General features: G+C 68.2%; 14 protein-coding genes. 7 read left to right on the plus strand and 7 right to left on the minus strand.

The annotated features are described in order from the left end of the window. Window positions 1–138: 138 nt before the first annotated feature. The 3 genes from AB0I72_RS11405 to AB0I72_RS11415 all read right to left on the minus strand — a co-directional run bounded on the left by AB0I72_RS11405 (window position 139) and on the right by AB0I72_RS11415 (window position 2,916). Window positions 139–1,599 (minus strand): hypothetical protein, encoded by a 1,461-nt coding sequence (locus tag AB0I72_RS11405; protein ID WP_358565881.1) that lies wholly within the window; start codon window positions 1,597–1,599, stop codon window positions 139–141. Window positions 1,600–2,121: 522 nt separating this feature from the next. After that, a complete protein-coding gene (locus AB0I72_RS11410) occupies window positions 2,122–2,466 on the minus strand; it encodes a hypothetical protein (protein ID WP_358565884.1) in 345 nt (114 codons plus the stop codon). An 87-nt stretch (window positions 2,467–2,553) separates the two neighbouring features. After that, window positions 2,554–2,916 (minus strand): hypothetical protein, encoded by a 363-nt coding sequence (locus tag AB0I72_RS11415; protein ID WP_358565887.1) that lies wholly within the window; start codon window positions 2,914–2,916, stop codon window positions 2,554–2,556. 427 nt (window positions 2,917–3,343) lie between these two features. On the opposite strand from AB0I72_RS11415, the gene AB0I72_RS11420 reads away from it, so the two are divergent. Further along, entirely contained in the window at window positions 3,344–4,156 is an 813-nt protein-coding gene (locus AB0I72_RS11420) for a GntR family transcriptional regulator (protein WP_358565889.1), read from the plus strand. 5 nt (window positions 4,157–4,161) lie between these two features. Further along, entirely contained in the window at window positions 4,162–5,049 is an 888-nt protein-coding gene (locus AB0I72_RS11425; protein WP_358565892.1) for a glycosyltransferase, read from the plus strand. Between the two features lie 639 nt (window positions 5,050–5,688). On the opposite strand, the gene AB0I72_RS11430 is transcribed toward AB0I72_RS11425, so the two are convergent. Then, window positions 5,689–6,036 carry a hypothetical protein gene (locus AB0I72_RS11430; RefSeq protein ID WP_358565895.1) on the minus strand — a complete coding sequence of 116 codons (348 nt, stop codon included), beginning with the start codon at window positions 6,034–6,036 and terminating at the stop codon, window positions 5,689–5,691. 742 nt (window positions 6,037–6,778) lie between these two features. Here AB0I72_RS11430 and AB0I72_RS11435 point away from each other — a divergent pair. Next, window positions 6,779–7,270 carry a transposase gene (locus AB0I72_RS11435; RefSeq protein WP_358565898.1) on the plus strand — a complete coding sequence of 164 codons (492 nt, stop codon included), beginning with the start codon at window positions 6,779–6,781 and terminating at the stop codon, window positions 7,268–7,270. A gap of 573 nt (window positions 7,271–7,843) precedes the next feature. Here the strand turns inward: AB0I72_RS11435 and AB0I72_RS11440 are convergent. Further along, entirely contained in the window at window positions 7,844–8,275 is a 432-nt protein-coding gene (locus AB0I72_RS11440) for an ester cyclase (protein ID WP_358565901.1), read from the minus strand. Between the two features lie 158 nt (window positions 8,276–8,433). Beyond that, window positions 8,434–9,030: a TetR/AcrR family transcriptional regulator gene (locus tag AB0I72_RS11445; protein ID WP_358565904.1), complete on the minus strand. Its 597-nt coding sequence runs from the start codon at window positions 9,028–9,030 to the stop codon at window positions 8,434–8,436. Between the two features lie 136 nt (window positions 9,031–9,166). On the opposite strand from AB0I72_RS11445, the gene AB0I72_RS11450 reads away from it, so the two are divergent. Together AB0I72_RS11450 and AB0I72_RS11455 are read left to right on the plus strand one after the other, a co-directional pair. After that, entirely contained in the window at window positions 9,167–9,766 is a 600-nt protein-coding gene (locus AB0I72_RS11450) for a flavodoxin family protein (protein WP_358565906.1), read from the plus strand. After that, complete coding sequence (locus tag AB0I72_RS11455) at window positions 9,763–10,860, plus strand: nitronate monooxygenase (protein WP_358565909.1); 1,098 nt, start codon at window positions 9,763–9,765, stop codon at window positions 10,858–10,860. The genes AB0I72_RS11450 and AB0I72_RS11455 overlap by 4 nt, the downstream gene beginning before the upstream one ends. 82 nt (window positions 10,861–10,942) lie before the next feature. Here the strand turns inward: AB0I72_RS11455 and AB0I72_RS11460 are convergent, their stop codons facing one another. Next, complete coding sequence (locus AB0I72_RS11460) at window positions 10,943–11,488, minus strand: DinB family protein (RefSeq protein ID WP_358565912.1); 546 nt, start codon at window positions 11,486–11,488, stop codon at window positions 10,943–10,945. Between the two features lie 143 nt (window positions 11,489–11,631). Here AB0I72_RS11460 and AB0I72_RS11465 point away from each other — a divergent pair, with 143 nt between their 5' ends. Continuing rightward, complete coding sequence (locus tag AB0I72_RS11465; protein WP_358565915.1) at window positions 11,632–12,861, plus strand: histidine kinase; 1,230 nt, start codon at window positions 11,632–11,634, stop codon at window positions 12,859–12,861. Continuing rightward, complete coding sequence (locus AB0I72_RS11470) at window positions 12,849–13,493, plus strand: response regulator transcription factor (RefSeq protein WP_358565918.1); 645 nt, start codon at window positions 12,849–12,851, stop codon at window positions 13,491–13,493. Before AB0I72_RS11465 ends, AB0I72_RS11470 begins: the two co-directional genes overlap by 13 nt. Window positions 13,494–13,498: the final 5 nt, after the last annotated feature.

Genomic DNA, 13,498 nt, shown 5'->3' on the forward strand with positions numbered 1-13,498 from the left:
CTCGCCGTGCGTCACCGGGTGCGGCACAACCCCCGGAATAGTGAGCAGGCCCGCCCCGCAGGAGGGTCAGGGAGGGCCTGCTCACCCGCCGGGGCAGGTGGCCCGGCCCCGCACGATGGCGGGGCCGGGTGTCAGGGGCTACTCGGAGTCGGGGTAGACACGCAGTCCGGCGTCCCGCAAGGCGTTGCGGTGGTCGCGGACCGTCGTACGGCCCATGTCCAGCAGGCGGGCCAGCTCGTTGGTCGAGACCTCCACACCCACCTCGCGGATCTTGTCCAAGACGCGCTGGCGGGCTGCCTGCCCGGCGCTGATACGCGCGGCATGGTGCGGGGAGCGTTCTGCCTGGTCAGCACCAATTCCGCCATTCCCGCCCCCCTGGGCGCTCACAGAGACCGCCGGGCGGTGTCCGGCCTGGTCAGCGCCATTCCCGCCAATTCCGCCACCCTGGTGGATGTTCGCAGTGGTCAGACCGGCGCCGAACACGCCTCCGAACCCCGCTACCGGCGCCGTGTCGGGCCCCAGGTCGTCCAGACCAGAGACGTCATCGGGCACCCGGGCCTGGGAAGCGGCCCCAACCGCGTAGGGGCGCGTCAACTGAAGCTCCAACTCCAGGGCCTGGCGCTGCTTGAGCAGGTCCGCGTTGGCCTGCTGCACCGCCATCTGCTCCTGGACCCGACGCTGGATCGCCTCCTGACGCATCCGATGCTCGGTCTCTCGACGGATCCGTTCGGCCTCAGCAACGGCCTCCTGACGCAGCCGGTCGGCGTCGGCCTCGGCCGTGGTGAGCTCGTTCTCCGCCTCAGCACGGGCGCGGGCGTAGGCGGCCTGGCGGCGCAGACTGGCGAGCTCGCGCAACTCGTCCTCGGTCAGCTCTGTCGACAGCGCTTGCTCGCGCTCGCGGGTCCGCTCAGCCTCGGCGTGCGCGGCCTCTTCCGTCTCACGCCGTGCCCGTTCGGCACGAGCGTTCACGGTGCGGACGGCAGCGGCGCGACGCCGCTCCCAGGCGGTGCGGGCCAGCAGGGCCACGTGCCACAGGAACTTCGAGCCGATCGGGACCAGGGCGAACGCGATCTGCTCGGTGCCCAGGTAGTGCCAGCCCAGCAGCACCCCGGCGGCAATCGCCGCGACCCATCCTCCGATGCTGGCCACCCGGCGCACGTCCGGGTTGAACCAGGCGACGGCGACGGTGGACACGATCACCACGTCAGCGAAGATCCCGGCGGCCCATCCGCCCGGGCCACCGGTGATCTCGGCCACGGTGGTGGCCACCCAGATCAGCGAGAGCAGGGACGGGAGGACGGCCGCGCCGATGACCAGGCGGGTCGGCGTGAACCACCCGCCAGGGGCGGGTGGCGCGGCGGGAGCGGGCCCATCCACCTTCTCTCGCTCCTGGGAGGCGGTGTCGGCCTCGGTCTGCTCGGCGATGGGCGGTGCCTGGTCGGAGGTGGGCTCCTGGTCGTGGTCTATCGCGGGTTCATGCCGGTTCTCCGGCTCCGGCACAGGCGGCGAAGAAAGGTTGTCGGGCTCCCGGGGCGGCGCTTCGATGCCCGGGCTCAGGTCGGATTCCTTCGTCTTCCGGGGCAGGCGCGGAAACTTCATCGCGCGTGTCTCCTCTCGCGGGTCGTGATAGGCAATGAGGAGAGGCACCCGCCAAGGTCCGATTGGCGGGTGCCTCGCTGTGTGCGGGGGTTCAGAAGTAGGTCTGGACGAACATGTAGATGCACAGGGCCGCCGTGGCCGGGGTCAGGAAGAACAGGCTGAACGCGTAGAAGTGCTGCATCAGGTCTCCTCGGTGTCGTTGGTGCGGACCATCAGTAAGGGCCCTCCGGTGAGGGCGATCAGCAGCGTCGGGATGGCCACGGTCACGACGAACCCGAGCACGATGAGGACAGCGGTCATCGGAACCTCCAGGTGGCGAGGATGACGCGGTAGCCGCCGAGCATCCGGCGGGTCAGGCACGGCCGGCCCGCGAGGCAGGCCGAGCAGTTCCGCAGGTGGAATTCCAGGTCGCTCATCGGGTCGCCCCGCAGGCGCACTCGTAGCAGGACCGGAATACGTTCCAGGTCATCGGCTTGCCGTGGCAGTAGTAGGTGACATGGGTGCGGACCCAGCCCCAGAGCTTCATGCCGCCCACTCCCCGACGTCCTCGTAGCCGTGGACCAGGCGGTGGACGGCCTCGGCGTAGCCGGTGACGCGGTCGCCGATCGCCTCGGCGGCGGCCTCGACTCCGGCGGTCAGCCCATCGGGGTGGGCGTCCAACCGGCTAGCCAGGGAGGGGGCGTTCACCGCCTTCTCGGCCAGCAGGCTGTCGAGGATGTCGGCGGCCGCGGCGGTGCGGGCGGCGTACTCGGTGGGGGTCTCGCCCGGCAGCACCGGGGCGAACAGGTCAGGGTCGGTGACCTCGATCAGCTCCTGGAAGGTTTCCAGGGCGGTCGGGTCGATGTCGCTCGGCATGGTGGTGGTCAACGGGTCTCCTTGGGGTGTCGGGGTGTGCGAGAGCCCCGCCCGGCACGGGTCGGGGCGGAACGGCGTGGCAAGGGGGGTGAAGCGCTCTCAGGTGTCGTTCTTGGGACGGACGACGGCCCGCCCGCACACACTGATGCCGGTGCCTTCCCAGTCGAGGCAGTCCACCGAGTCGATGTGGAAGTCCTTCCGGTGGTCGACGGGTTCGCCGACGGCCCGGGCCAGATCGGCGAGGAACGCGACCCCTTGCGCGTGGGACGCCTCACCGGGGCGCTGGTCGAGCATCAGACGGATCTGGGGGGTTCCGAGCACATTGAGATCGACGTCCACCCCCACGTAGGGCATGTGAGAAGCGTCCTGGTCCATCCGGCCGACGACCACCGAGGCGATCGTGAGCAGCTCGGGCATGGACAGGGGCCGTACGGTCCGGTCGGTGCCGGTGGTGGTAGCCATCAACAGGCCTCCTTCGGTCGGGATGTGTGGACCCAGGTGGTCCCCGCCCGGTCCTCGGTCCGCCGTGTCGAGCTGACGGGGTGGGGACCGGACGGGCACCCCAGGGGGTGCGGGGGATGCGGCCATTCCGTACCGCCCTGGTGAAGGCGGAGCTCATGTCTGGCTGGCTGCCAGACCGGCCGTGGCCGGTGCCGTTCGCCGTCCCTTGGGAGCTCGGGATGGGGTCGGGGCGTGCGCGCTCTTGAAGTTGGAGGGCTCTCGTTCACCAGCACGGAGAGCCGATGCCGACCGGTCGATGCTGGTCAGCGCAAGTTCGAGGGTTTGAGAGTTTGAGGGCAAACTCTCGAACTGGTTCGACCGTAAGGCAAGGAGCGCGATCCCGCAAGGGGTTTGAGGGCAAACTGGCGAACCTGCATAGACTGGCGCCATGGAGCCACAGCGCACGTCCGTCGACCCACCCATCAAGCTGGCCATCGCGGACAGCCTTCGTATGAAGATCGAGAAGGGCCAGCTAGAGCCGGGGGACTCACTGCCGACGCTGCACGAGCTCACCACCAAGTGGAACTGCTCGATCACGTCGGCGCGGGAAGCCCTGAACCTGCTGAAGGAGCAGGGGCTCGTGAGCGGGGGAAGGGGCAGGCCACTGCGAGTCCGTGGTCTCGGAGCCCAGACACGCCGGTCCTCCACTCGACATCAGTGGGAGAAGGACCGTGTCCACGAGCCTGAGGAAGAACGGCGCAAGGCTGGCACCAGCGAACTGGAGACCAACAAGCCCATCGGCGACGTCGACTTCACCGCCACCTACTCGCGCATTCCGGCGAGCAAGGACGTCGCTACCGCGCTTGGTGTGGAAGAGGACAGCGACGTCATTCAACGCGTCTACGAGACGAAGGACCGGAAGACCAAACACCGCACCAACTGGTCGGTCTCCTACATCCCGGTCAGTCTCATCTCCAAAAACCCCGAGCTCCTGGACGAGAAGAACGAACCCTGGCCTGGTGGCACCCAACACCAGCTCTCCACGGTGGGCATCGAGATCATGAAGGTCGTCGATGAGGTGACCAGCCGCATGTCCACCACGGTCGAGCGCCAACTGTGGGGGCTCGACACAGGGGTGCCCATGCTTCGGGTTCGCCGCATCTCTTACGACAGACATGGGACCCCGGTGGAGATATCGGACGCCGACTACCCGGCGGACCGCACTGTGCTCGAATTCATGACCGAACTGAAGGAGTGGTGAGCGGCGTGACCGCCCAGAAGCGAGCCAAGATCGACCCTGCTCTCGGCCTCGACCTTGTCCAGTCCAGGACGCTCGCGAATCGCGACGCGACGGTAGCGGTGGTCATCCCCGCTCACAACGAGCAGGGGACCATCGCGGAGGTGGTGGGTGATGCCCACCAAGCCCTCACTCTGCTGGAGACCGAGGGCGAGGTGATCGTCTCCGCGAGCGGATGCACCGACGACACCGCGAACATCGCCTCGGACAGCGGCGCGAAGGTCATCGAGGCGCCCGCGGGCAAGGGCCTCGCCATGCTGGCGGGCATCCAGGCCTCACGGGCCGACATCGTCTGCCTGATCGACGGCGACCTGCGCTACTACGGAGACGAACCCCTCGCGGCCGCCTTGGTGAGCCCGATCCTGAAGGGCATCTCGGACGCGACGATCGCTGACCTCTACTGGAGGCCCCTGTACCCGCAGCTCTGGCTGCACGGGTTCTTCGCTCCGCTGGCCGGCAAGCTGTTCCCGGAACTCCTGCCCAAGACGGGAAGCACTCCCTGGTCGGGCCAGAGGGCCGCGTTGCGGAAGTACTGGCCGACGGAGCTCCCCGACGGGTTCACCTCGGACCTCGCCATCCTCCTGCACTGGAACGACCTCGGCATCTCACTCCGCCCCGTTCTCGCGGACGACTGGGTCAACCCCCAACGACCGAAGCCGGATCTCATGCGCCAGGAGTTCTCCCTTCTCGTGGATCACGCGGTGCGTCTGGGGAGGATCTCCGAAACCGAGGTGGCCAAACTGGAAACGTGGTTCACGACGGCGCACAACCTCATGGCCGAGTACAAGCCGGACGACGACGACCCCCAGGAGTTCGAGGGGAGCTTGCTGAAGCGGAGCCTCGCCGCGCTGGACTAGCCTCCATCGCCCCACGAATCACGACGACCAGCGGAGCGATCGGGTGCTGTACTGCCCGACGGCTCCGCTGGCCCTTTGGCCAACGAGACCAGCCAGTAGAACGAGTGGCGCCTTGAATGAAGTGCGCATGGAAGACAATATCCCTAGACCTAAACCACGGATCTTGCATCGAAACTGCCCCAGAGAGCGAATCACACCGCCGATCCAATTTCCTTACCCTTGGAACACTATAGAAACATAGAAGTGGACCACGGTCCAGATGGCTGCTATAGCAAAAATTGCCCCTGTTGCAAAAAGCAGAATACCCCCAAGCAGGTACCACCTGTGTGCGCCCTCTGGAAGGTCTTCATTTGTCTCTTCATCGAGCCTGCCACTATGATCACGGTCAATTTCAGCAACTAGTCTTTGATGCGGCTCCCATGAAAGCCCCAGACAGCCTGCGGTAGCCAAGGCGCAAACTATGAAGGCTGCACGGAGCACAAGAGGAACCTGATTGAAGATTTCCGCCCCTAGGCTGCCCGCCCCAAAGATCCCGAGACCTGCCAATCCTGCACCAAGATACGTTAGGCGCGTAATCTGATATTCAGCCCGACGCTTTAGCCATCCCCATGATTTATTCGGCACATTCATCACCCCCTCTCATCTTGGAGGTCTATCCTTCCAGGAGTTAATGAAATTAATATATTCATTAGTAAATGATATAATTTCGTCATGCTTCAACGTCCCCTCATTGTGGTAATACCGCACGGATCCACTTACCGCAACAATCTCTACAAGCAACTCTATGCTGCGCCCGGATGGGTCCGAGGAATCCGGTGAATTTTCCCCGACTGCAGAATAAAGCAATTCTACCGCCATCTCCACATCGGGGGCTATCTCCGCATAAGGCAAGTCCATTCCATATCTCATCATCCTATCGCGCGCTGCATTCAATCCTGCATTAATGTCTGGATTTCTAGACCATTCAACGCCACCAGGGAAACTCAATCGAAAATCCTTTGCGTAACCAGGGGTCGCTCAACCTTAACCTAGTGAGTGACAGACGTAGCCGCTAGCTTGGCACAAGCACAATCCTGAATGCGCCACCCAACACGACAAAGAGAGTTCAATTCCTCCTCTTGATTTCATATGGTGTGTGCAAAATTAGACAATTCATCCAAGAAGCATATAATTAACCAATCTCTCGACTTGGAGCGCAACATCTGGCGGGCTTATGCAACCAAACGAACGACCTTCTGTCTGATGTCGTCACGAGTCACGCCCCCGTTGTGCGTGTTCCACCGAACCCCGGCATCCCTCTTGAGTGATGCGAAGGCTCAACCAAAGACCAGCAAAGCTACTGATCTTCGATCTGGGGGTTGACCGTTGACGGTACCTGTCGTGTCATAGGGCATGGAGGTACCCCCGAACCCGAAAACCCCGCTGAACTCCACCAACGCCGCATGCTCGCCGCCGCCCTGTTCGAGGACCAACAGCACTCCCGCGCCGAGATCGCCCGCATCCTCTTCGTGAGCCGCCAAGCAGGAGCACGAGCTGCTAATCCAGCTCGCCCAGGGACCCACCGCCCACGGGTGGGACGACCAGCGCTGGACCCTGGCCCGTGTCGACCAGCTCGTCGGTGAACACTACGGCGTGCGTTTTGTTTCGTTCCGGGTTTATTGGAGAGCCTCCATCACACCCGGAACGAAACACCCCGCTGATCGCCACCCGACAGCACCACCGCCGCAGGGTGCACACGTCCGGGTGGCTGTGCGTGGACCCGTGTTCGGGGGCGGCGCGGCTGGTCTACGCCACCCAACGGGAGCCGATCACCCAGGAACACCTGCCCGCGCTCATCGACCGTGTCCACGGCCAGCTCCAGGCCCCGATGGTGCCGATCTGGGACAACTACTCAGCGCACACGACAGGGTGGCTCCGCGGCGAGTTGGCGAGGCGACCGTGGTTGACCGTCGTCCAGCTGCCTACCTACGCCCCGGACTTGAACCCGGTGGAGACGCTGTGGTCGCGTATGAAGACGTTTCTGGCCAACCGGGCCTTCCGGGACGTGGACGAGTTGGAGCGGACGTTGCGGTCGCACCTGCGGTCGGTTCAAAAACGCCCCACATTACTGGGGGGATTCACCCGTTCCGTCGGTCTGGACCCCAACCCATTTCCGTCAACCGCCGGATCAAAGATCAGGAGCCGTTGGGGGAGGAGGCTGCGGAGGCTGACCGGAGTCTGAGGTTCCTGCCCAGCCTCCGCACCGTTCCTCCTGTTCAGGCGCACTCTCGGTCGGTGTGCGGAGGCTGCGGAGGCTCCTTCTCCTTACTCTCTGAAAGGGAAAAGAAGAGAGGAAGGGAAGCCCCCAACCATGGCTAGCTGGACCGCCACCAACCTCTCACGGAGAGTAGCCGTGGAAGCGTCTCCGGGACGTCCGTGGTCGGCTGGTGGACAGGCGAGCCGCCCAGGGCGGTGTTCGTGCAGGTCAGCGGGATTCAGCTGGACGGCCTCCGGAGCCGTGTGCGCAGGTTCGAATCCTGCAGGGGGCACCTCTCGCTGGACAGCGGAAACCAACCGCTGACCAGCACGAACGCCGATCGTGGTCACGATCGGCGTTTCTCGTGCGTGGGGAGTTCTCCCTCCTGGTGGATCACGCGGTCCGCCCGGGGTAGACATCCGAAGCCGAGGCAACCACGCTGGAATCATGGCCGGGTACACGCCGGGCGATGACGATTCCCAGGAGTTCGGGAGAGCGCCGCTGAAGCGGAGTCTCGCTGCTCTGGACCAGCGTCCGGAGCCACGACAGTGCCGCGACCTAGATGAGGTTCAACCCATCCAGGAAATTGTATTTGTCCCAGTTGACCCAGGATTCGGCGAGCTTTCCGGCTTCGAATCGGTCGGTTGAAACGCCCGTCCACGTGCACGACTTTCCGGTTTTCGGATAACCTGAGAACTCGGCGACGTTCTTCGCCGTCATACGCCAGCGCGTGGCGACGTAGTCCCCCTCGGCGACCTGCTGCAGGATCTCCATCCTCGCCTCCGAGAAGCCTTGATGGAAATCACGGAGGAGCGCCCGCCACTCCTCCGGATCCATGACGGACTCCCCACCCCGGACATCCGGAAGCTGGTGGTTCTTGAAGTCGCTCGTCAGATGGTCTTCCAGCTCCGCCAAGCCATCCGATTCCCAGGCGTCGTCCCCGAACACGTCGAGAGCGAGCCGTGAAATGTCTTTGTTGCCCAACGCCACGCCGTCTCCTTCCGCCAGTCCAGAGAGTGTAATTCCCCCACCCTGGCAGGAGGACGACGACACGCAGACCCCGACGGTTGGTCCCGCATTGGCCGCGTGAATTCGCATCGACGGATTCGGACGGGTTTCCCCGGAGTGCGGGCGGATGGGACGGCCGGTCAGGCCACGCCCAGAAGCCGTTCCGCGCTCGGCCAGACCTCGTCCAGCAGGGCGGGATCGTTGCGCACCCGGGCCAGCAGTACCGTGCCCTCGATCTGCGCGACCATCGACCGGGCCAGGGCCTGGGCGCCGGTCCCCCGGCCGACCAGCTCCGCCTCCTGTGCCTCAGCGATGAGGCGGGCGATCATGGCGACCTGGTCGTCGAACACCTCGGCCAGCCGTCGGCGCACCTCCGGCTCCTGCCCACTCAGTTCCAGGGCGAGGTTCCCGTAGAGGCACCCGTGGATCGCGCCCGACTCGCCGTGGTCGGCGCGCTGGGTGCCGACCAGGCGTGCGACCAGGGCGCGGAGTCGATCAACCGGGCCGTCCGCGTCGGTCACAGCCGCCTGCAGCGCACCGCGCTCCTCGGCCCACTGCTCGCCGACCGCCTCGATGGTCAGGGCCTGCTTGGAGTCGAAGAAGTGGTAGAAGCTGCCCTTCTTCACCCCGGCGTCGGCGCAGATCTCCGCGACGCCGAGGGCCGTGTAGCCACGCGTGCGCATGAGCCTGCGCGAGGAGTCCAGGATGCGTTCCCGCGCGTCGCTCGTCCGTCCCATGGGCCGAGAGTACACGGCCGGTCAACTACCGGAACGGGATCGGGTGCTTCCCGGCGTTGCAAAATAGTTGACCGGTCGTCTAAGTTGGTTCCGCCATGGGCCACCGAGCCCACCCGACCGAGGGAGAGAGTCCCCCATGCGCGAAGTCCGAGTCGCCATCGCCTTCCACAGCGGCTACGGCCACACGGCCCGTCAGGCCGAGGCGGTCGCCCGGGGAGCCGCGAGCACGAGCGGCGCCCGATCCTCACTGCACGACGTCACCACCCCCGACGACGCCCTGTGGTCCGCCCTCGACACCGCCGACGCGATCGTGTTCGGCACCCCGACCTACATGGGCGGCACCTCCGCCGTGTTCCAGACCTTCGCCGAGGCCACGGGGCCCGTCTGGCAGGAGCGCCGCTGGCAGGGCAAGCTCGCGGCCGGGTTCACCAACTCGGCCGGGATCAACGGCAACAAGGACACCACGCTCAGCGCCCTCGCGGTGTTCGCCGCACAGCACGGGATGCTCTGGGTCCCGCTGGGCCTGGCTCCGGGCGGTGAGTACACCAGTCAGGGCGGCCGTGACGACCTCAACCGGCTCGCGGGCTTCACCGGGGCCATGGCCCAGTCCCCCGCCGACCTGGGCCCCGACCAGGCGCCCACCGTCGGCGACCTGCGCACGGCGGAACACCTGGGCGCCCACGTCGCGGCCGTCGCCGTGCGCTTCGAACTCGGGCGAACCGCGGTGGCCGCGTGAGCCCCGACCGGCGGCCCGGCGCCGCCCTCACCAGCGCACTCGGTATCCGCCACCCCGTCATCCAGGGCCCGTTCGGCGGCGGACTGTCGACGGTCGAACTCACCGCCGCGGTCTCCGAGTCCGGCGGCCTGGGATCGTACGGTCTGCACGCCACGGCCCCCGAACGGATCGGACCCGTGGTGGACCGGATCCGCGCGGCCACCGCGGCGCCGTTCTCCGTCAACCTGTGGGTCCCCCGCCCCGAGGAGGAACGACCGGTCCCGGACGCGACGGCGCTGGCCGCGCACACCGACCGGCTCGCCGCCCACTACGCCGAGTTCGGGCTCACCCCGCCCGACCTGGAGGCCGCCAACACCCGTCTGGACTTCGAAGCCCAGGTGGACGCGGTACTGGCGGCCCGGCCCCCGGTGATCAGCGTCGTGATGGGTACGCCGCCCCGCCGGTTGGTCGAGGGCGCCCGACGGATCGGAGCCCCGGTCATCGGCACGGCCACCACGGTCACCGAGGCCCGCGCGCTCCAGGAGGCCGGATGCGACGTGGTCGTGGCCTCCGGCAGCGACGCCGGCGGACACCGCGGCTCGTTCCTGGCCCCGGTGCGCGAGTCGCTCGTCGGCACGTTCTCCCTGGTTCCCCAGGTGAGCGACGCCGTGACCGTGCCGGTGGTCGCGGCGGGCGGGATCGCCGACGGGCGCGGGGTCGCGGCCGCCCTGACCCTGGGCGCCGACGGGGTCCAGGTGGGGACCGGCTTCCTCCGGACGCGGGAGTCGGGCGCGAGCCGGGTTCACCGGGACGCGCTGGCCTCCGAAGAGGCGGAGACCACCGTGCTCACCCGACTCTTCTCCGGACGCCCCGCCAGGGGGATCGCCAACGGCCTGGTGCGGGAGCTGGCCGACGCCGAGGACCGGGTCCCGCCCTATCCGGCGCAGAACAACCTCATGACGCCGATCCGGACCAGGGCCGCGGAGCTCGGACGGCCCGACCGGCTCAACCTCTGGTCCGGTCAGGCCGCGCTCCTCGCCTCCGGCGGCACCGCCCGGGACTACCTGGCCGCACTCGTGACCGACGCCGGGAAGGTGCTCGGTCGCCCGCTGTAGACACGGAACGCCCCGCGACGGGCGGGCACGGCCCCACCGTGCCCGCCCGCTGCTCGTACTCCGTGCCGCCCTTACGGGTGAGTCAGAGCCCCACGGCCCCGTCGGCGCTCTCGCGCAGCAGGTCGGCGTGCCCGTTGTGCCGCGCGTACTCGGCGACGAGCTTGACCAGGATCACCCGGAGCTGGAGGGGACCGGCCGACCGGGGCGCCTTCGCCGTCTCGTCGAGGGACCCGGCGAGGTCGACGATCTCCCTGGCGCGCGCCACCTCCCGACGCCACACCGCGAAGGCCTCCGCCGGGTCGCCGTCCAGGTCGTCGAAGTCCTGGTCGGGGTCGTCGTCGGAGTAGTACAGGAGGGGCAGGTCCTCGCCCGCGAACTGGATGCGCAGCCACCACCGCTCGACGCCCGCCAGGTGGCGGACCAGGCCGTGCAGGCTCAGCGTCGAGGGGGGCACGCCGCGGTGGGAGAGCTGCGCGGAGGCCAGTCCCGCGCACTTGGCCTCCAGGGTGGCGCGGTGCCAGTCGAGGTAGGCGGTCAGGACCTCGCGTTCGCCGCCGGTCCGGGGGAGTTCAGCGCGTTCCGGGGCCCGCCAGAGCGGGCTGAACGAGCGCGGGGTGTTCTTCGTCATGGAGTCAGTGTCCCGAACGCCACCGACATCCCGGTGCCACCGCCGACGGCACTCCGGATGGGGTAGTGCGCTGTAGTGCCGTCCTCCACCGGAACCGACACACTGTCCGTGGTCGATACACGCGGAACGGGAAGGGCCACGAGATGAAGGACCTCTGGGAGAGGGCCTGGCGGGCGGACGCGTACCTGCTGGTGGCCTTCGCGTCCGCGCTGGCCACGATGGTGCTGCTCCCCCTCACCCTGGCCGTGGCGCTGACCGTGGCCGCGGGCGGGATCGGGCTCGTCCTGCTCCCCCGGTGGTTCCGGGCACTGGGCGCGTGGGCCCGCGCGCATCTGGCGTACGCGGCGTCGCACCTGGGCGTCCCGGTTCCGGAGGCCGCTCTCACCCCCGTGCACGACATCAGGTCGCTGCCGCGGTCCCGGACCACGCGGCGACTCCTGACGTGGATGCCCCTGTTCACCCTCTCCGGCCTGGGCACCGGGTTGGTCGCGGTGTTCGCGACCGTCTCCGTGCTGGCGGGGGCGCAGTCGCTGTTCTGGTGGCTGCACCCCGAGGGATACGCGCCGACGCTGTACGGACTGCCCGTCGAGGGGTGGGGCACGGCCCTGGTCAGTGTGGCGGAGAACCTGCTGGTCGCCGTCGTCCTCGCCGGCTGGGCGCTGCCGCCCCTGGCGCGGCTGCACGCCCGGCTGAGCGTCCGCCTGCTGACCCCCTCCGAGAACGAGGTCCTCTCCGCGCGGGTGGCGGAGCTGAGCCGGACCCGTGCCGGGGTGGTCGACGCGCACGGGGCCGAGCTCCGGCGGATCGAACGGGATCTGCACGACGGCACCCAGGCGCGACTGGTCGCCATCGCGATGCAGCTCGGTGTCGCCCGGGAGGCCCTGGAGGCGGCGGAGTCCGACCCCGCCGTCGCCGCGCTCCTGCGCGACGCCCACCGGGGGACGGAGGAGGCGATGGCGGAACTGCGCGACGTGATCCGCGGGATCTACCCGCCGATCCTCGCCGACCGGGGGCTGGACGGGGCGCTGGCCGCCCTCGTGGCCCGCACCACCGTCCCCACCCGGTTGGACGCCGAGGCGCTGGGGACGCTCCCGGTCGCCGTGGAGACCGCCGCCTACTACGTGGTGACGGAGGCGGTCGCCAACGCGGTCCGCCACTCCGGCGCGGAGTCGATCACGGTGCGCCTGTCCCGCGACGACCGCGCGCTCCGGGTCGCGGTGCGCGACGACGGCTCGGGCGGCGTGGACGAGGAGCGGGGCACGGGCGTGACCGGGATCCGGCACCGGGTGGCCGCGCTCGACGGCCGGGTGCGGGTGACCAGCCCGATGGGCGGACCGACCGAGATCGAGGTGGAGCTGCCGTGCGCGTCGTGATCGCCGAGGACAACGTCCTGCTGTCGGCCGGTCTGGAACTGCTGCTGTCCACGCGCGGCTTCGAGGTGGTCGAGGTCGCCGCCGACGCCGACGCCTTCGCCGCGGCCGTCGTCCGGCACCGCCCCGACCTGGCCGTCGTGGACGTGCGGCTGCCGCCGGACTTCCGCGACGAGGGCGTGCGCGCCGCCATCGAGGCGCGGCGCACGCTCGAGGCGCTGCCCGTCCTGGTGCTGTCGCAGTACGTGGAGCGCGACTACGCCGGTGAGCTGCTCGCGGACGGCCGGGGCGGGGTCGGGTACCTGCTCAAGGACCGGGTGGGCCGGGTGAGCGAGTTCGTCGACGCCCTGCACCGGGTGGCGGACGGCGGCACGGTCATGGACCCGGCCGTCGTCCAGCAGCTCCTGGCCCCGCGGCCGCGCGACCCGCTCGAATCGCTCACCCCGCGCGAGCGCGAGGTCCTGGCGCTCATGGCCGAGGGGCTGGGCAACGGAGAGATCGCCCAGCGCCTGGTCGTGACCGACAACGCCGTGCACAAGCACATCGGGAACGTCTTCGCGAAGCTGGGGCTGGCGCCGTCCGGCGCCGGACACCGCCGGGTCCGCGCGGTCCTCGCCTACCTCGACGGGCGGTAGGCGGC

It is taken from the genome of Nocardiopsis sp. NPDC049922 (assembly GCF_040660275.1).
In the GTDB taxonomy this organism is placed as follows: Bacteria; Actinomycetota; Actinomycetes; order Streptosporangiales; family Streptosporangiaceae; genus Nocardiopsis.